The sequence below is a fragment of the Aureispira sp. CCB-QB1 genome, from assembly GCF_000724545.1.
GTDB lineage: Bacteria > Bacteroidota > Bacteroidia > Chitinophagales > Saprospiraceae > Aureispira.
The window spans coordinates 255814-273548 of sequence record NZ_JHBV01000016.1 but is presented as its reverse complement, the minus strand read 5'-3'; the positions used below and the strand labels follow the sequence as shown (position 1 = coordinate 273548).

The window sequence follows — 17735 nt, the reverse complement described above, 5'->3', positions numbered from 1 at the left end:
TAGAAAAAGTTAAAAAGGTATATTAAGAAAGACTTGTCTTAGAATCATTATTTAAATACAACGACGACATTGCCAACTTTATGCCCTGTTTCGACATAACGATGGGCTGCTTGCATCTCACTTAAAGTATATTCTCGATCAATAACGGTTTTCAGTTTCCCCGCTTCAATTAAATCTTTTAAAAACAACAAATCTTTTTTGCGTAGTGCTTCTGATCGAAGTCCAGTAGCCGAGAATTTGAGTTTCTTTTGACGAAAGAGGTTACCTATGAGCATCTGCATCATACCCGCCATAGATAGCACAGGAGTTAAAAATACGCCTTGTTGCTTTAGTGCTTTTTTACTCTTAGAAAAACTAAGCTTACCGACGGTATCAAAAATGACATCGTATTTTGTAGGTTGCTTGGTAAAATCTTTTTGAGTATAATCAATGACAAAATCGGCTCCTAGAGAACGAACTAGGGCTTCATTTTTGCCACTACAAACTGCTGTTACTTCTGTGTCGAAGTATTTTGCCAATTGCACGGCTGCTGTACCGATACTCCCCGAAGCCCCATTAATTAAGACTTTTTGCCCTGCTTTTAATTGTATTGTATCTCTAAAAAAAGATAAGGCGGTAGAGGCACCGTCAATCATGCCTGTGGCTTCAGCTGCGGTCATATTGTGTGGTTGCTTGACAACCAGACTATCTTCTGGCAAACAAATGTATTCTGCGTAAGCACCACAGTTTAAATCTGTAGCAGCCATTACTTTATCCCCAATTGCGTATTGTTGAACTGATTTTCCAATGGCTATCACCTCGCCTGCCAAGTCAGTACCAGGAATTGCTAATTTGGGTTTGGTTAGACCAGTAAATAGTCTTCCAAAGTAAGGTTTTCCTGTTCGCATAAAAATACTAGCTGCCGTTACAGCCGTTGCTTTAATCTGAATAAGAATTTCATTGTCTTGTAATTTAGGTAGGGCAACTTCTGTATATTCTAAAATTTCGGGACCTCCATATTGATGGCAGACAATTGCTTTCATAGTTGTGTTTGTCATGATACTATTTTTTGTAAGTAAATTTGATAACACAAATGTAGTGGAGTTTGAAAAAGCAATCGTTCGAGATTATAAATGCGAACGAATTGCCTAAAAATTAGTTGGTGAGAACCAAGGTCATGAAGATTGTTTTAAATAGTTTTTAGGAGTCATTCCTGTTTCTTTCTTAAAAAAAGTATTAAAAGCTGTTTTAGAATTAAAACCACTCTCATAGGCAAGTCCTAGTAAGGAAAGGTGACTGTTTTCGGGTAATTGAGCTAACTTTTTAAATGTTTCTACTCTATAATAATTAATAAATTCGGAGAAATTCTTACCAATTTTCTCATTGAGCAATTCTGATAATTTATTGGGGTGAATTTGGAGCATTTGAGCTAACTCTCTAAGACTCAAATTTGCTTGTAAGAAAGGCTTTTCTTCTAAAATGATTTGTTGAAGTTTGTTATAATAGTACAGGCTTTCTGCTTCACTCAAAGAAGACTTTTTATATTTTTTCTTCGTTTCTGTTACAACAACAGGCTGCCCTAAGACAGTTTGCATCAAGGCTTGAAAACGAGGCGATTTTCGAAGATCTTTTAGGCAAGGTTCGATATTTAAATAAATCATCATAGGCAAACGATGCTGTACGCCTTGTTCGATATACTGAAGTGCCATTTCTTGTTCGCCCAACATAGCATGGCAAATAATAAGTAAATTGGATGCACGATCTATTAAATCAGTTTCTAGAAGTGCTTCTAGTTTTTTTATCCCTTCTTTTGCTTGGGCTCGATGTCCCATGGCAGCATGTGCTAATGTGATGCCTCCTAGACGTTGTATGTCTCCTGTTTTGTCGTTGGGTCTATTTTCAAAGAAAGCCATGCCCTCTTGATATTTTCCCATTAATAAAAGGGCTTGCCCCCAATACAAAATAGAAACCGAGGAATTAGGATTGAAATGAAGGCTTTTTTGGAAATGCGTTATGGCTTGTTCGTAATGTTCTTGAGCGTAGAAAATATATCCTTTTAAATGATAGTTGATCCCCGAAAAAGGGTCTATTTGTAAAGCTGTATCTATGTAGTGAAGCGCAGCTTTAAATTTCGCTTCTGCCACTAAAATAGATGTCATTGTTTGGTATGCTTCGACAGTAGGAGTGGTGTCCAATGCTTTTTTGATATGAACATAGGTTTGAGGAAAGTTCCATTCCCGCAAACAACTCATCCAAGCTAAATGCAGCTGACACTCTGCTAAGTTGGGGGATAATTCAATCGCTTTTTCTAAGTAGGGTTGCCCTTTCAAAAAAGCTTCATTAGCAGGGATTAGCCCAATGGTTCCTAGTAACGTATAGCTCAAGTGCATTCCTAAATATGCTTGTGGAAAATGTGGTTGAGTTGCTAACAATTCTTGAAGCATTTTAACACCTTGGTTGATCCCTACAGCAGTCATCTTTAAAATGTAATACCTGCTTTTTAAATAGATTTGATAATGCTTAGTACTGAGGTTTGGAGCATCTATTAGGTGTTCTTTGATGTCAAAATGCCCTAAATGTTCTCGCAACTTATCGGCAATTAACAAACTGATTTCATCTTGCACTGCAAAAATATGATCTGTGGAACGATCAAAGGTCTCAGACCAAAAATGAAAATCCTCTCTAACATCAATCAATTGAGCTGTAATGCGCATTAAGTTACCTGCCAAACGAACACTGCCTTCTAAAATAATGGAAACATTTAATTCTTTCCCAATTTGACCGATAGGAATGTTTTTGTTCTTGAAGAAGAAAGAAGAAGTACGAGAAGTTACTTTTAAGCTGGGGATTTTTGCCAAGGCATTGATAATTTCTTCGGTCATGCCATCACTAAAGTACTCGTTTTCTTGATTGGCACTCATGTTGACAAAAGGCAGTACTGCAATTGATTTTTGAGGAGGATTGAAATTATCTTGAATAGTCATTGTTAATTAAATTAAATATAGTCGCACCCAAAGACTAAATTAGATGGTTCAAAAAAAATTAATGAATATACAGAGCCTTAAAATCCGTATTTGACCAACTACAAAACCTATGTTGGGTTTGGAGTGTAAGTTACAAGAAAAAAATTAAGATTAAAAAACTCATATTTATTGAATTTAAATGGCTTAAGAGTGGTTGTGTATTATAATAATTTCCCTATTTTGGGCAATTGAAAGCAATGATCAAGAACCATGTTTGTATTTGGGGAAAGATCAAAGCGGTTTCTATTAATTTATTTATAACTATTCTCCAATATCATTACTTCGTGAAAACCACGTAGTAGCAGCACAGCTAACTAAAAGTAAAGCGCCTACGGAGTAAATCGAATCAGTTGAATTATCCGCAAGATGTGCTTTTATTGCTAAGCGCTTTAAAAGGTTGATAATTAAATTGATGTAAGGGTGTTTTTTATTTTTTGTAAAAAATGAAAAAAGCCACGAAGTATTATAATATACTGGGGAACAAAAAAAATCAAAATGATTAACATTACTCTTCCTGATGGCAGCGTTCGTAAGTATGAGTCAGGAGCAACTGGACTAGACATTGCCAAATCAATTAGTGAAGGCTTGGCACGCAATGTATTATCTGTAAAAGTAAATGGCGAAGTATGGGATGCCACTCGTCCTATTGAAAATGATGCAGCAATACAATTGTTAACCTTCCGTGATGATGATGGCAAGGCTACTTTTTGGCATTCTTCGGCACATCTAATGGCAGAAGCATTGGAAGCCTTGTACCCTGGGGTTAAGTTTGGGGCTGGTCCTTCTCTTGAAAATGGCTTTTATTATGATATAGATTTGGGAGATCGAACTTTATCTAGCAATGATTTTGAAGCTATTGAGAAAAAAATGTTAGAATTGGCGCGCCAAAAAAATGAATACCTAAGAGAGCCGATTAGTAAAAGTGATGCTGTTCAATACTTTACAGAGAAAGGAGACGAATACAAGCTGGAATTGCTAGAAAAGTTGGAAGATGGAACCATTACTTTTTACAAACAAGGAGGATTTACCGATTTGTGTCGTGGACCACATATTCCACATACTGGTTTTATCAAAGCTATCAAATTGACAAAGGTATCTGGCTCTTATTGGCAAAACAATGAAGAAAATGCTAGAATGACTCGTGTTTATGGAATTACATTTCCAAAAGCAAAAGAGTTGAAAGAGTATTTGGAGATGATTGAGGAAGCTAAACAACGTGATCATAGAAAGCTAGGAAAAGAATTGGAGCTGTTTATGTTTTCTGAAAAAGTTGGAGCAGGTCTGCCAATTTGGTTGCCTAAGGGAACTGCCCTAAGAAATAGATTGCAGGACTTTTTGACAAAAGAACAAATTAAGCGTGGTTATCAATTGGTAACTACTCCTCATATCGGACACAAAAATCTATACATTACTTCTGGGCATTATGAGAAGTATGGAGAAGATAGTTTTCAACCAATTAGTACACCTAAGGAAGGGGAGGAGTTTATGCTCAAACCAATGAACTGCCCTCATCATTGTGAAATATATGCGCACAAACCGCATTCTTACAAAGAGTTGCCGTTAAGAATCGCAGAATTTGGGACAGTATATCGCTATGAGCAAAGTGGTGAGTTGCATGGTTTGTCTAGAGTACGTTGTTTTACTCAAGATGATGCTCATTTGTTCTGTACAGTAGATCAACTAAAAGATGAATTTATTGAAGTGCTCAATTTGACGTTATTGGTCTTTCGTAAGATGGGCTTCAGTGATTTTACAGCACAAATTTCCTTGCGTGATCCAGAAAAACCAGAGAAGTACATCGGTTCAAATGAAAATTGGGATGCTGCTGAACGAGCAATTATAGAGGCAACTCAAGAATTGGATTTAAAGACGGTAACAGAATTAGGCGAAGCTGCTTTTTATGGTCCTAAATTGGATTTCATGGTTCGTGATGCTTTGGGACGTTCTTGGCAACTAGGAACGATTCAGGTAGATTATAACTTGCCTGAGCGTTTTGAGTTAGAATATACAGGAGCAGATAATGCTCAACATCGCCCAGTGATGATTCATCGTGCGCCATTTGGTTCATTGGAACGTTTTATTTCCGTTTTAATAGAACATACAGCAGGGAAATTCCCATTGTGGTTAACACCTGAGCAATACGCCATTTTACCAATCTCTGATAAATTTGTCAGCTATGCCAATGAAGTGAAAAACAAATTGGAGGCTCAGGACATTAGAGGGTATATGGATGATAGAAACGAAACCCTGAAACGCAAAATTAGAGATGCGGAAGTGAAAAAGGTGCCTATTATGTTGATCGTTGGGGGGAATGATGTAGAAGGAGAGACCGTTTCTGTTCGTATGCAAGGGGTAGAAGATGGCGATAAAGGTGCCATGACTATTCCGAACTTTATTGAGTTTTTCAATGGCTTGTTAGAGCAAGAAGGATAGGGGGCTTTTCTTTTTTATTCCGCTTTAGAAGTTCTGTTATTGAGCTTTAGGAATACTTATGAAGAAAGGATTCTCTAATAGATAGTTTTAATTGATAAATCGGTAGGAAAGTTTTTTCTACCGATTTTTTGTTTTTGAGCTGTTGCGAAAATACTACAGAAACTTAACTTTTAGTTGACTTTTTCGTATATTATTATAGTTTTGTCAACTGAAAATACAATATACATGGAAAATATCGTAGGATATAGAATTAAAAGTGCTAGAAAATTGAAAGGGCTTTCTCTACAAAATGTAGCTGATGAGCTTGGTGTTTCAAAACAAATGGTTAGTAAATATGAAAATGGAGTTTCTATTCCTCCTAGCTCAAAGTTACTAAGCCTTTCTAAGCTGTTTGATCAAAAAGTTGACTACTTTTTTCGTTCTTTTAAAATTGAATTAGGAGAAGTTAACTTTAGAAAAAAATCTAGTTTTAGTGCCAAAAAGGAAAACTCTCTTAAAGAGCAAATCAAAATAAAACTAGAAAATTATCTTTGGATTGAAAGTGTTTTAGGCATTGACTCATCCTTTAATAATATTATTTCGAATAAAACAATAAATTCTATATTAGATATAGAAGCTGTTGTTCTCTCTTTGAGAAACAGTTGGAGTATTGGTGTAGATCCTATTTATAATATCATACAACTTTTAGAGGATAAAGAAATAAAAATTATCGAAATATATGATGCAGATGATAAATTTGATGGGTTAGCAACTTATATAGACAATAAATATCCAGTAATTGTAGTTAATGGAAATTTTCCTGTTGAACGAAAAAGATTTACCTTATTACATGAATTAGGTCATTTATTGCTTCAAATACCCCGTTGTGAATTGGCTGAAGAAGAAAAATTTTGTCATCGCTTTGCTTCAGAGTTTTTATTACCAAGGAAAATGTTAATCAATGAATTTGGAGGAAAGAGAAAGCACATCAGTTTTACTGAATTAGTATCTATTCAGAAAAAATATGGTATCAGTATACCTGCTATCATATATAGGCTTGTAGAATTAGGTGTTTTACCTAAAGAGTATCATAAACAATTTTATAAGAAAATTAATTTCAATCCTAGCTTAAAGAAAACTATTTACCATTCGAGGTTTCAAACTCCAGAAAAGTCATTTAGATTTAAACAGTTGGTTTATAGGGCACTAGCTCAAGAAGATATTTCAATGAGTAAAGCTTCTTCTCTTCTTAATAAAAGTATTGAAAGTATTAAAGAGAATTATGCATTAATCTAGTCCTAGAAACATGAAAATAGTAATAAACGATGCTAACATATTAATTGATTTAGCTAAACTTGATCTGTTGGAAAAGTTTTCACAGTTGGACTTTGAGCTATACACTACTGATTTTGTGTACAGTGAAATTAATGATGAACAGAAAAAAGCCATTCAAAAACTTAAAGACGATACATCTTTGATTATAATAGAAACTATAAATAATGAAGATTATCGGGGAATTCAAAGTCTTTTGGATGATAATAATGGTCTTAGTTTTGAAGATTGTTCTGTTTGGTACTATAGCAAAAAACTAATGGGAACATTACTTACTGGCGACGGAAAACTGAGGAAACAAGCAAAGAAAAATGGAATAGAAGTTCGAGGTATTATTTACATTTTTGATAAACTTGTAGAAAAAGAATTGCTCTCTTTCACTGATGCTGCTGAAAAAATGGATTTATTATTTCAATTGAATAATAGACTTCCGAAAAAAGAAATTGATAAAAGGATAAAGGCATGGCAAGAAAATAAGGGGATAGAATAAAACAATTGTATACCCCATCTTATATTAAACAAGCATCTAAAACATTGCTACTGATAGACTATTAACTAGATGTTGTACATGCTTATCTAGAGATAATTCACCACCATAATTTTATGGAAAAAAAATGAGCCATCCCGATTGCCGGAATAGCTCATTTTTTCTAAATAGAAATTCTATTTTATTGAACAGTATGTGTTACCATTTGAGAAACCAAACTAGCGGCACTATCTGTAGCTACATAGAAATTAGCTGTTGCAGTTCCATTACCAGCAGTAGAGGCATGGTTAAATGTAAACTTGAAGTCGACAGAATCCCCAGCAGGAACAGCGAAGTTATTGCTAACAACGTTAGGAGGGAAACAGATTGTAGGATCGCAAACATTTATAATCCAGTTGGATGGATTGCTTGCACCTTTTGTTGAGTTCCAGTTCAAGGTAATATCAGCAGTATTGGGATTGTATACTTTCATTTTATAGTCAGTATCTCCATCTGTTGATCTAACTGTTTGGCTAGTTGGATCAATTGTAATGATTTCAAAGTATTGAGTAACTGTTGTTAAGCTGTAGTTGAATGCTTTTTCTGTAAGTGTTTTATCTTCAGAATCATAGAATTTTAACATTCCAGTACCAACACCAGCGTTGCCATTTGGCATAATCATGAAAGTAATCTCCACAGAACCATTTGCTGGAATTGTTAATGTACCAGAAGCAGTTGAGCTACCATTGACACTGTAAGTCCATCCAGTAACTGCAGCTGTTTCTACACGCTCCCATTGGATTGTTGCTTCGTTAGCTGTTGAATTGCTAACGCTGAATTTCATGTGGCTGTGACTGTTAGCTAAGCCTAATTCAGTAGCAGAAGTTTTAGATAAACTAACCGTTACAGGAGTTTTAGTTTCTTCTGTACAAGCAGTAAAAATTAGGGCGACAAGAGTCAAAGCTGCAAGTATCTTTTTCATAGAATTTTAATTTTAAATTTTTATACGGAAAATATCAATTGATTAGAGATATAAAGTTATGAATAAATTACCATATATCCATATACTTTAACATCTACTTACAAGATTAAACTAAATAGTTGGTTTTTGCAAGTGAAAAGAGAGAAGGAACTTTCTTTTATAAAAATAAAAGAGGATGAAATGATTCATTTCATCCTCTTAAAATCAATGGTTAAAATTGATTATATACTAGAACAGACTATTGACGTACAAAACGCTTCGTAGTTTTTCCTTGCTCTGTTACGATATTTACAAAGTATACACCAGCAGCTAATTCACTAGTATTTACTTCTAGAACATTTGTTCCACTGAAAGAACCATTTGCTACTTGTTGTACTTGTTGACCTAATGCATTTACGATGTTGATATTAGCATCAGCAGTATTTTCCATAGTAAACTCAAGTGTCATTTGGCTACTTACAGGATTAGGCATAATGCGAACTTCAGCAGCTTCCTTTTGAACATTGTTTACGCTAACTACACCATCTGCGATATTGATGTTGTCAAGGAATAAGTTGTTACCATAAGCAGAAGTACCTTTGAAACGGATAACAACATCATTTGTGTTGTCATAAGCAGTTAAATCAACAGTAGTTGATCTCCAATCAGAAGCAGCAGAAGGAACAAATTGAGTTTGTGATGCTGGCAAAGTCATAAGAGCAGAACCTGCTTGATTCCAAACAGTAGTCCAAGTAGCACCGCAATCTGTAGAAACTTCTACTTCCAAGCGGTCATTTTCACTAGAGTATTGACGGTAAGCATGGTCAAAACTTACAGCAGAACCAGCACCTAAGTTTACTTTGTTCATAACAACACTCATAGAACCAGATTGTATCCCAAAGAAACGGAAACGGATGCTTCTGTTAGATGCAGCCATACCGCCAATTGCTCCATAGTTGTATGTAGGACCATCCAAAACAGAGAAACTTGCTTCTGGAATACTAGCATCAGCATCAAAAATACCTGTTGCCAATGTACGAGAGTATCCTGTTCCAGAAGTCAATGGAGCAGACTCCATACCTTCTGTAAGAGGTGCCGCAGCAGCAGTTGTAGGCAATTTGCTATAGCTTTCTGGCGCCATAGTTACAGGACCTTGGCTATAAGTACCACCATTGTTAACATCTGTAATGGTATACTCTACATTAGAAGAACCAGCAGCCAATGTTGCTCCTGGGAATGTAATAGCAGTAGATTGACCAGAAGTCAAGTTACCAGTATAGGTTTCAGAAACTGGAGTACCACCATTGATAGTATACTGTGCTGTTACAGAAGTAACAGGAATAGCACCATTATTAGTAAAGTTTACAGAAGGTGTAAAGTTATAATTACAGTAACCAGCACCAACAGTAGAGTTAGCAGCAGCACCAACATTCAACAAACCAGGAACGTTACCAGCTGCACTCTTCGCACTTTGGTGTACTACTTTAGTACCGTTGTTTTGTACAAAACCAACAAAACTTACTTGGTTTAAATCTCTGATATAAGAAGGAGGCGTTAGAGTAAGTGTATACGTAATTGAATCTCCAGCAGGAATTGATCCAATAGTTGCACCAGCTGTAGATGAGCTACCAGTACTTGCATCATACATGTCACGTACTACATAGAAAAATGCTGTTTCTCCGTTAGAACCAGGAGCAGATGCAAATGTAATGTTTTCTTCTACCATTGCCAAGTGGAATCTATCAGCATCTGCGATTGCAGCAGAAGTTACATTTTTGATAACAACATTCACATCAACACTTGTACCACTTGTCCATGTTTGGTTAACTCTTATTTCGTATGGAGTCGTTAGTGCAGCAGCACTTGATAATGTAGAGGAAGTAATGGCTGTATTGGGTGCAGCTGTAGCTCCTCCATTCAAAGATGCATCTGGAACACCAGAAACACTATAGTAATTTCTTCTATCATTTGGACCAGCAGGGTATTCTGCATTCATTGGATCTGTACCAGGCCAAGATACTTGATACGTAATCTTAGTGTAGTTGGCTGTACCAAAATTATTCAATGTATTGTACATTGTTGGATTTTGAGAAGCACAAGGTCCACAAGATGCCTGTGTAAAGTGTTCAACAAGCGGTTTTTTAGCTATTTGAGCTTGCACAAGTGCGGTTGTAGATAAAGCACATAGTGCTGATAATAAAAATTTTTTCATAAGACTTGATTTACTATTGTTAAAGTTAAAACGTTTCTAAAGTTAGATTTATTAATACATGAAGATATTAAAGAATGTCCATAAGTTGTATTACACCAAAGTTAAAAAAGTAATTCTAAAAAACAACCTAATTTGTGTAATTTTTTTAGGTAAGTTGAACTTATGACAAAACAATATTCTGAAATATAAAATTTTACTCCAAAATCGATTATGAGTGTAATGTTCTGTTCTATTTTGTTCAATATTGTGGCATCTGCTATCGTTATTGAACTTTTAATGATTGTGAACTGTTCAGTTCTAGTGAGTTATTTATAGATTAAATTTTGACCTTTTCAATAAAAAAGGCAAAATATTTGGATAAAAAATCTAAATTTACACGATATTTGCATATATTAAATAATAAGTAAAATTCTACCCACTATCTTATCTTCCATCAACACCCCTCCAATATTAATCTGTTGAAAGTGGTAAGAATTTATACTAATAGCACATAGAGAATAATAAACGCTTGACAAAATCAAAGAACGCCTATGTTAAAAACTATACTAATAACTACATTTCTTTTGGTTGCACTCCTCTTACAAGGGCAAAGTAGCTTCCACGTATCGGCTACTTATGCTACTAAGCAGGGGCAAATCGATAAGGAAGTAAGCCCATCTGTTGTGCTTCGAAACTTAACTTCCAAAACAATAGAACTTAGTTGGGAAGTAAAGAAATCCAATTTGTCTGAAGGATGGGAAGCGGTTGTATGTGACCATCAGTGTTATACTTCTTTAGTAAATAAACGTACTTTTAAATTAGAACCTAATGAAGTGTTGCATGATTTTAAAATCTCTTTTCGACCCAATGGAAAACAAGGTATGGGGAATATAGAGGTACATCTTTATGATGTATCAGATGAAGTAGGAACCGAACAAATAATTACATTCAGTGCTGCTGCTCAAGGAACACATACTGCTATTCATGATTTTTCGAAAGAAACAACTGTTCCTAAAGTTTTTCCAAATCCAGCAATAGACTATATCCATATCAAAGATGACTACAATAGAGTTGCCTTGATAGAAATATATAATGTAGTTGGTCGAAAAATGGAACATTACTCGGTTAATCATGCTGGTGCAAAGTATGATGTTAGTAGCCTCCCTAAAGGAATGTATATGGTACGTATGAGAGATGCTAATGGAAACATTGTGCGTACACAGCGTATCAGCAAATATAATCCTTAGAATCGTATCGCAACTAATAAAAAATAAGAAGCCTCTCTAAATTAAATTATTTAGAGAGGCTTCTTAGGTTTGGCGACAACTTTATCGCAAGAAAACGTTGGTGCTAGTACTCATTTTTTGAGGGATGTTGACTATAACTAGAGCGATTCTTCTTCCATTAAATCTAACACTCTCGCCAAACTGTCGTATTCAATCATAGCGGCTTGTGCTTCTTCGGTTGTAGTAGCTTGTTCGGCAATTTTAAGGAGTTTCACTTGTCGCATTATAATTGCATTTACATCTGGTCTGGTATCTGTTAGACTCATGACAAATTTAATTCCCAATACAACTAAGAAACCTAGCATAACTAAACCATAGGCTACATTGTTTGTATTTTCTTTTGATTCTTGAAAGAAGTCATATTCAGCATCATTGTCCTCATAAGACTCCAATAAATCGTCCTCATTATGTCGCATAAGATTTTAGTTTTAGGTTATTGAGTAATTGTGGTATCTGTTTTTTGAATAGTATTGCCAGGAATGCCAAAGACACTAGCATCGTCTTTTTTGTTAAAAAGAGCTATGAGCATAACAATCATTAGTATACCCAAGCCAATAACTTTCATTATATTATAGTTGTTTGTTTCTTCTTGATGATTCATAACGCGACGTTTTTAATGACTCTTGCAATTCCAAAATAAGAATACAACTAAACGGTTTAAAATTTTGGAACTCATTTTATCGATCTTTTGTATTATTATTAATGCAATTAAAAGGAATTTTGTTCTTAAAATAGATAAAATATCCTTCTATACAATGTTTTTAGGTAGAGCAAAATGAGTTGTATTGATAATCTGGTCTCAAAGAAGCAGCCATAAGTCTAAATTTACCTTGATTTTTAGAACCATCTCTTTTGTCTCCTTGTTGAAAACTTAGAAATCTTTAGATATTAATAATTTAGATAAAAGTATAAAATTATAAAAAAATAAAAATGGAAGTTGAAGAGTATTATGGAAACGAAAAACCACCAGAAAAATGGAAATCGATAGTTAGTGTGGTCGCTATTGTTGTTATGGCAATTATTTTATTTCGCATTTTATTTGCTATGTTAATTCCTATCGTGACCATCATCTTGTTGGTTGCCAATAGAGATTTAGTTTCTAAGATCATTCGAATGATTTATCAATTGTATCAAGAAGAATTGTATAAAGGTCTCTTAGCAACTTTAGCTAGTATTTTTCTTTTTGCTCCTTTTGTTGTCTTTTTGTTTTTTAGGACAGTTTATTATATGTTTGCAGAACACAAAATTGAAGATAGCAAGTCTACAAAAAGTTCCGATACAGAGCTAATTAATATCGTTCTTAAAGAGCGGGTAAAAAATATGCTTAATGACGATGATCATATTCGATATCGTTAGTGTTGGTTCCCTTCAAAATTTTGTACGAACTATTTTAAACTGATTCGTATTGATATGAAAAAGAAAGTTGCTCTTATTGATATAGCCCAAGCATTAGGTGTATCTAGGACATTGGTTTCTATGGTTCTGAATGGACAAGGAGACCAACATGGAATTAGTCCCATAACACAAGAAAAGGTAAAAGCAAAAGCAAAAGAACTGAATTACAAGCCCAATTCTATTGCTAGAGGCTTGCGAACAGGAAAATCAAATACGATAGGATTGATCGTAACCGATATTTCGAATAGTTTTTATGCTACTATAGCGCGTAGAATTGAAGAGAACTTGAGAAAATTAGGATATCATTTAATTTTCTGTAGTTCGGATGAACGCCCCGAACGAGAAGAAGAGTTGATTCAAATGCTGCGTGGTCGGCAAGTAGATGGATTGATTTTGGCAACAACTTTTCAAGAAAGTACTGTGTTGGAGGAAATGCAGAAAGAAGAATATCCTTTTGTATTGATAGATCGAGAAGTTCCCCAATTAAATACGCATGCCATTGTTGTAGATAACTACAACAGTTCAAAGAGAGCTATAGAGCATCTATTGGCTTCCAATCATCAAGAAATAGGTTTGTTGACTATTTCGCCAGCTCATTTAAGTACTATCAAAGACCGTGAACAGGGATATAAAGATGCTTTGGTTGCGGCAAATATTCCTATCCAGACAGCCAATATTTGTGAGATCGCTTTTGATGATATTGAACATCAAGTGGCACTTTCGCTCAAAAAAATGCTGCATAAGACAAACCCAATTACAGCAATTTATGCAATTAACAATCGAATTGGAAAAGCTTGTCTTGAGCATTTGAATCAGGTCGGCATAAAAGTTCCTGAAGATATTGCTCTATTGTGCTATGATGATATAGATGTATTCAAGTTTTGTGGTGTAACAGCCGTTGCTCAACCGATTGAAAAAATGGGCGATGAGGCTGTTCGAGTATTGTTACAACAAATTAACTCATCAACTACTACTTCTTTAAAACCTCAGAAAGTTATTTTGCCCGCTTCTTTGGTATTGCGCAAATCCTGCAAGAGCTTTTCTGCTTCCTCTTAAAACCAGCAGAGCGGTCATTGATAGCAGGTTGTTGCTAGTTTGCTCCAACAACAAAATTCATTAGATCTCCCATCTCTCGGATGGATTTACCCTTTGAGTGCTGTTTGGCAAAAATAGTTGATGTATCTTTTTCTTGATAAAAATGCGTTTTATCAAGGGTGGGGACATAGATGGTATCTATTTTTAAAATAGGGACTTCTACGATTTTGGTTCGGTAGACTATTTTTTCTTGAATCCTTATTTTTTCTTGGATAATGGTATCTACTTTGGGAAGATAAACAACCTCCTTTTTTAGAACAGTTTCTGTAACAGGGCGAAACCACCCAACTATAATTCCAACCAAAACGGCTGCTAAGATGGCTTGATAGATCGGAATACTTGTAGGAGTCTGTTGCTGCGGTTGGTGTTTAGCTTTAAAACGTGCTTGCAAATCTTCTAATGTATTTCCATCCAAAGGTTTCTTTTGCGACAAGATTTGCTTGCTTTTTATTAAGATAAGGCGTTGTTGCTGGTAAATCTGAGGAGACATCCAATGCTGCACATACTGTTGTTCATCAAGGCTTAAATCTTCAAAGTCTTTTTGAAGCATCAATTGCTCTAGTTGTTCGTAGTTATCATTCATAAAGCTTCTTTGTTTTGATGTGCTTGGGGATTAAAAATAGCTAATTGTTTGGACAGTTGTTTTAGGGCATGGTGTAATCTAGATTTTACGGTTCCTTCAGGACAGTCTAAAACTTGGCTAATCTGCTGAATACTTAGTTCTTCTTGATAACGTAAAATGAAACAGATTTTGTGCTTGGGTTTTAATTGCTCAATGGCCAATTCTAGGTGTTTGTTAAAGATTTTTTGATCCAGTTGCAGAGGGATGGTTTGCCCTCGACTAGGAATGGTTTCACAATCGTCTAAATTAGAGAAACGGTTGCTTTTTCGGCGGTATTCGTTTTTGCACATGTTTGAAGCAATTGTATAAATCCAAGTAGAAAACTTTCGATTAGAGTCAAAGGCTTCAGGTTGTTCGATTAATTTAACAAACATGTCTTGAACAAAATCTTGCGCTTTGGCAGCATTCTGTCCTAGCATCCGAAAAAAGTAATAGTACATTTTTTCATAATAACGATGGTACAGTTCATCAAAAGCCTTTGATTGCCCTTTCACAATTCGCTGCATCAATGCCTCATCTTTTAACTGTTGATAATTGGTTTTAAAGAACATGAAGCTTTTATTTAATTCGCCCTATTTCAGAACGGTTAACAGAACGATCTTTTAGACCTTGAGCTTTCAATTTTCCAAAATTATAACTTATCGCCAAACGAGCATAACGCGTATTATAACGGTTGTGATAATTGATGTTAAAATTACTGACCAAAGACCGACCACTCTCCCTGTAAGAATATAATATATCGCTAAAAGATAGTCGAATGGATAACTTGTCGTCTAAAAATTTGCGTTCAATACTAGCCCCTAATTCGTAAAAAGGATTAAAACTAAAATAACCTTCTGCGCCACCAGAGACATATTGAAAAGTAATTTCTAGATTGAATACCTTAGGAATTCTAAAGGCATTATAACTGTAAATATAAAACATGGGACGGCTATAATTTAGTAAATCATTTCCTTTGTCATATTGTAATGTAGTATAACTAAAACCCAATGCATTGTAGGTTGTCCACCATTTATTCTCATAAGGTAGATTGAGCGAAACATTGATTTGGTCTACTTTGTCATAATTCTTGGTAATAATATTAAAGTTGTTGCCCACTTTGTCAATAAAAATATCCATGTGATGAAACGTACGGGCAAACTCAAACTCTAAGGACGCCATTTCCATATAAGTCAATGCCCATTCAGCAGAATGAGTGTAAGCAGGTATTAAGTAAGGATTACCTGTCTCGGTCGAGTATTGATCAATAAAATCGACAAAAGGATTTAAATCCCCAAAGCTAGGACGCTGAATACTAGTGGTGTAACTAATAGAGGTTGTCAAATCTTCTAAGATGTTATAACTAAGAGAAGCCGTTGGAAACGCATGCCAATAATTGCGACCTAAGATTGGGCGTTCTTCTATTTTAGAAAAACCTTGTAAGGTTGTCCATTCTGCACGGATGCCCGCTTCTACAAACCATTTTTCATTTTCCCAATTTATCTGACTATAAATGCCCAATATATTTTCATTATAACGATAACCATTGCTAAAACTACTATCCCTAACCCATTCTCCTCTACTATTTTGCTCTAAAAAACTAATGGTACTATTATTCATAATAAAAGCATTTTTAATCCCAGATTCAAGCCTAATTTGATTCTTAAACCCTTTTGTGAAATCTATTTGCCCATTAAAAATATGAATATTGCTATTAGAACCATTTTGATAAGCATTGTATTGGGTGTCTAGAGGCATTTGCTGTTGCTGGTTAATTTTGTCCAACCCATTGCGAGTATAATTAGAATATTGACTTGCTATGAAAATCTCACTATCTAGAGTATCTAAGTCTCTAGTATAGTTAAGATTAACAGAGTTATTCATAGAACTAGACGAACCCGTTGTAATCGCTGCAATCGTATTAAACGGATGATGGTTCAATGTGATTTGGTTGTCGTTGTTGATGGTTGAGTTGTGCAGCCCAAAGGAGCCACGATACTGAAGCCCCAAGATACTGATCGAGTCAGGTCTATAGCCTAATTTAAAACGATAGTAATGTCCTTGTGGTATTGTTCGTATGCTTTCGATATTGTTCAACATGCGCATGGTATCCTTTCCGTTGGTTGGATATGTTCGGATGTAATTATTAGCGTCCCAGTCTTTATCGTAATTAAACGCATAACTAAGTCCAACAGACCATTTTTTCTTTTTATAATTAAAACTTAGATTGCCAAAAGCACCGAAAAAACGAGCTTGGGTTAACCTTACCAAGGCTCTACCATTGTAACCTTCTATGTTTTGTCGGCGAGTAATAATATTAATAACTGCCCGCCCAGCAGCATCGTAACGAGCCGATGGATTTTTGATGATTTCCACTTCTTTGATTTCAGTAGAAGGAATTGTTTTGAGTTCTTGAACGGTGACGGGCTGCCCATCTAATAACAAGATAGGAGCTCCTTTGCCAAATACTTGAACTTCATCTTTAGAATTGACAATTATTTTGGGAGAACGATGCAAAACGTCAAGGGCAGTTCCACTATTGCTCAACATAGATTTTTCTACATTGACAATTACTTTTCCTCGCTCAGACTTAAAGGTTGGAACGGTAGATTCTACCGTTATCATAGTTAAGTTATTATCATAACTAAGTGACAAAATTCCTAAATCCAATAGGCCTTCTTTAAGGTCAGTTTGGACATTGAAAATCGTATCTGTGTACCCTAATGCGGTTAGTTTTACCAAGAAATTGGGAGTAGAAAGCCCTTCTAGTTCAAAGGTGCCATCTAAAATATAGGTTCCCTTTATCAAAGAAGAATCTATTAAATTGAGGACAAGAACATTGCCTACTTCAATAGGATCTTTGTCAGAATTAATCAACTGTCCTTTGAGGCTAAAAAATTGTTTTTGTTGTGCCTGTATCCCAGCACTGCTAAGAAGCAGTGCCAAGAACAGGAGTACAAAATGGTTATGGTTTTCTTGTGTGCACATAAGGTA

The 17735-nt window shown here is 35.2% G+C and carries 15 protein-coding genes; 6 read left to right on the top strand and 9 right to left on the bottom strand.

The window, feature by feature from the left end; all coding sequences use genetic code 11:
• Positions 1-47: 47 nt before the first annotated feature.
• Both CG11_RS07665 and CG11_RS07660 read right to left on the bottom strand, forming a co-directional pair.
• Positions 48-1037 (bottom strand): NAD(P)-dependent alcohol dehydrogenase, encoded by a 990-nt coding sequence (locus CG11_RS07665; protein ID WP_197043795.1) that lies wholly within the window; start codon positions 1035-1037, stop codon positions 48-50.
• A gap of 117 nt (positions 1038-1154) precedes the next feature.
• On the bottom strand, positions 1155-2963 hold the full coding sequence (locus CG11_RS07660) for a helix-turn-helix domain-containing protein (protein WP_052594761.1): 1809 nt from the start codon (positions 2961-2963) through the stop codon (positions 1155-1157).
• A gap of 534 nt (positions 2964-3497) precedes the next feature.
• Between CG11_RS07660 and thrS the strand changes: the two genes are divergently transcribed.
• The 3 genes from thrS (at position 3498) to CG11_RS07645 (ending at position 7236) form a co-directional block, all read left to right on the top strand.
• On the top strand, positions 3498-5435 hold the full coding sequence (thrS, locus tag CG11_RS07655; protein ID WP_052594760.1) for a threonine--tRNA ligase: 1938 nt from the start codon (positions 3498-3500) through the stop codon (positions 5433-5435).
• 225 nt (positions 5436-5660) lie between these two features.
• Positions 5661-6710: a helix-turn-helix domain-containing protein gene (locus CG11_RS07650; RefSeq protein WP_052594755.1), complete on the top strand. Its 1050-nt coding sequence runs from the start codon at positions 5661-5663 to the stop codon at positions 6708-6710.
• A 10-nt stretch (positions 6711-6720) separates the two neighbouring features.
• A complete protein-coding gene (locus tag CG11_RS07645; protein ID WP_052594754.1) occupies positions 6721-7236 on the top strand; it encodes a hypothetical protein in 516 nt (171 codons plus the stop codon).
• Between the two features lie 178 nt (positions 7237-7414).
• Here CG11_RS07645 and CG11_RS07640 read toward each other — a convergent pair whose 3' ends face one another.
• Positions 7415-8194, bottom strand: a complete 780-nt coding sequence (locus tag CG11_RS07640) for a hypothetical protein (RefSeq protein WP_052594753.1) — start codon at positions 8192-8194, stop codon at positions 7415-7417.
• Positions 8195-8432: 238 nt separating this feature from the next.
• Positions 8433-10385 carry a T9SS type A sorting domain-containing protein gene (locus tag CG11_RS07635; RefSeq protein WP_052594752.1) on the bottom strand — a complete coding sequence of 651 codons (1953 nt, stop codon included), beginning with the start codon at positions 10383-10385 and terminating at the stop codon, positions 8433-8435.
• A gap of 530 nt (positions 10386-10915) precedes the next feature.
• On the opposite strand from CG11_RS07635, the gene CG11_RS07630 reads away from it, so the two are divergent.
• On the top strand, positions 10916-11611 hold the full coding sequence (locus tag CG11_RS07630; RefSeq protein WP_052594751.1) for a T9SS type A sorting domain-containing protein: 696 nt from the start codon (positions 10916-10918) through the stop codon (positions 11609-11611).
• A 137-nt stretch (positions 11612-11748) separates the two neighbouring features.
• Here CG11_RS07630 and CG11_RS07625 read toward each other — a convergent pair whose 3' ends face one another.
• A complete protein-coding gene (locus CG11_RS07625) occupies positions 11749-12066 on the bottom strand; it encodes a hypothetical protein (protein WP_052594750.1) in 318 nt (105 codons plus the stop codon).
• A 17-nt stretch (positions 12067-12083) separates the two neighbouring features.
• The gene (locus CG11_RS30145) at positions 12084-12251 is read right to left on the bottom strand and encodes a hypothetical protein (RefSeq protein WP_156039690.1); all 168 of its coding nucleotides are present in this window, start codon (positions 12249-12251) and stop codon (positions 12084-12086) included.
• 329 nt (positions 12252-12580) lie between these two features.
• On the opposite strand from CG11_RS30145, the gene CG11_RS07620 reads away from it, so the two are divergent.
• Together CG11_RS07620 and CG11_RS07615 are read left to right on the top strand one after the other, a co-directional pair.
• The gene (locus CG11_RS07620; RefSeq protein ID WP_052594749.1) at positions 12581-13006 is read left to right on the top strand and encodes a hypothetical protein; all 426 of its coding nucleotides are present in this window, start codon (positions 12581-12583) and stop codon (positions 13004-13006) included.
• Between the two features lie 54 nt (positions 13007-13060).
• Positions 13061-14101, top strand: a complete 1041-nt coding sequence (locus CG11_RS07615; RefSeq protein ID WP_052594748.1) for a LacI family DNA-binding transcriptional regulator — start codon at positions 13061-13063, stop codon at positions 14099-14101.
• A 34-nt stretch (positions 14102-14135) separates the two neighbouring features.
• On the opposite strand, the gene CG11_RS07610 is transcribed toward CG11_RS07615, so the two are convergent.
• Genes CG11_RS07610 through CG11_RS07600 form a run of 3 tightly spaced genes read right to left on the bottom strand, consistent with a single transcriptional unit; the run spans position 14136 to position 17729 of the window.
• Positions 14136-14723 (bottom strand): hypothetical protein, encoded by a 588-nt coding sequence (locus CG11_RS07610; protein WP_052594747.1) that lies wholly within the window; start codon positions 14721-14723, stop codon positions 14136-14138.
• Positions 14720-15313, bottom strand: a complete 594-nt coding sequence (locus CG11_RS07605) for an RNA polymerase sigma factor (RefSeq protein ID WP_052594741.1) — start codon at positions 15311-15313, stop codon at positions 14720-14722. Before CG11_RS07605 ends, CG11_RS07610 begins: the two co-directional genes overlap by 4 nt.
• A 7-nt stretch (positions 15314-15320) precedes the next feature.
• The gene (locus CG11_RS07600) at positions 15321-17729 is read right to left on the bottom strand and encodes a TonB-dependent receptor (RefSeq protein WP_052594740.1); all 2409 of its coding nucleotides are present in this window, start codon (positions 17727-17729) and stop codon (positions 15321-15323) included.
• Between the last annotated feature and the right edge of the window lie 6 nt (positions 17730-17735).

Bases quoted from the DNA above. Each gene is read 5' to 3' on its own strand.
- CG11_RS07665 (WP_197043795.1), bottom strand. From the start codon at position 1,037: ATGACAAACACAACTATGAAAGCAATTGTCTGCCATCAATATGGAGGT.
- CG11_RS07660 (WP_052594761.1), bottom strand. From the start codon at position 2,963: ATGACTATTCAAGATAATTTCAATCCTCCTCAAAAATCAATTGCAGTA.
- thrS (WP_052594760.1), top strand. From the start codon at position 3,498: ATGATTAACATTACTCTTCCTGATGGCAGCGTTCGTAAGTATGAGTCA.
- CG11_RS07650 (WP_052594755.1), top strand. From the start codon at position 5,661: ATGGAAAATATCGTAGGATATAGAATTAAAAGTGCTAGAAAATTGAAA.
- CG11_RS07645 (WP_052594754.1), top strand. From the start codon at position 6,721: ATGAAAATAGTAATAAACGATGCTAACATATTAATTGATTTAGCTAAA.
- CG11_RS07640 (WP_052594753.1), bottom strand. From the start codon at position 8,194: ATGAAAAAGATACTTGCAGCTTTGACTCTTGTCGCCCTAATTTTTACT.
- CG11_RS07635 (WP_052594752.1), bottom strand. From the start codon at position 10,385: ATGAAAAAATTTTTATTATCAGCACTATGTGCTTTATCTACAACCGCA.
- CG11_RS07630 (WP_052594751.1), top strand. From the start codon at position 10,916: ATGTTAAAAACTATACTAATAACTACATTTCTTTTGGTTGCACTCCTC.
- CG11_RS07625 (WP_052594750.1), bottom strand. From the start codon at position 12,066: ATGCGACATAATGAGGACGATTTATTGGAGTCTTATGAGGACAATGAT.
- CG11_RS30145 (WP_156039690.1), bottom strand. From the start codon at position 12,251: ATGAATCATCAAGAAGAAACAAACAACTATAATATAATGAAAGTTATT.
- CG11_RS07620 (WP_052594749.1), top strand. From the start codon at position 12,581: ATGGAAGTTGAAGAGTATTATGGAAACGAAAAACCACCAGAAAAATGG.
- CG11_RS07615 (WP_052594748.1), top strand. From the start codon at position 13,061: ATGAAAAAGAAAGTTGCTCTTATTGATATAGCCCAAGCATTAGGTGTA.
- CG11_RS07610 (WP_052594747.1), bottom strand. From the start codon at position 14,723: ATGAATGATAACTACGAACAACTAGAGCAATTGATGCTTCAAAAAGAC.
- CG11_RS07605 (WP_052594741.1), bottom strand. From the start codon at position 15,313: ATGTTCTTTAAAACCAATTATCAACAGTTAAAAGATGAGGCATTGATG.
- CG11_RS07600 (WP_052594740.1), bottom strand. From the start codon at position 17,729: ATGTGCACACAAGAAAACCATAACCATTTTGTACTCCTGTTCTTGGCA.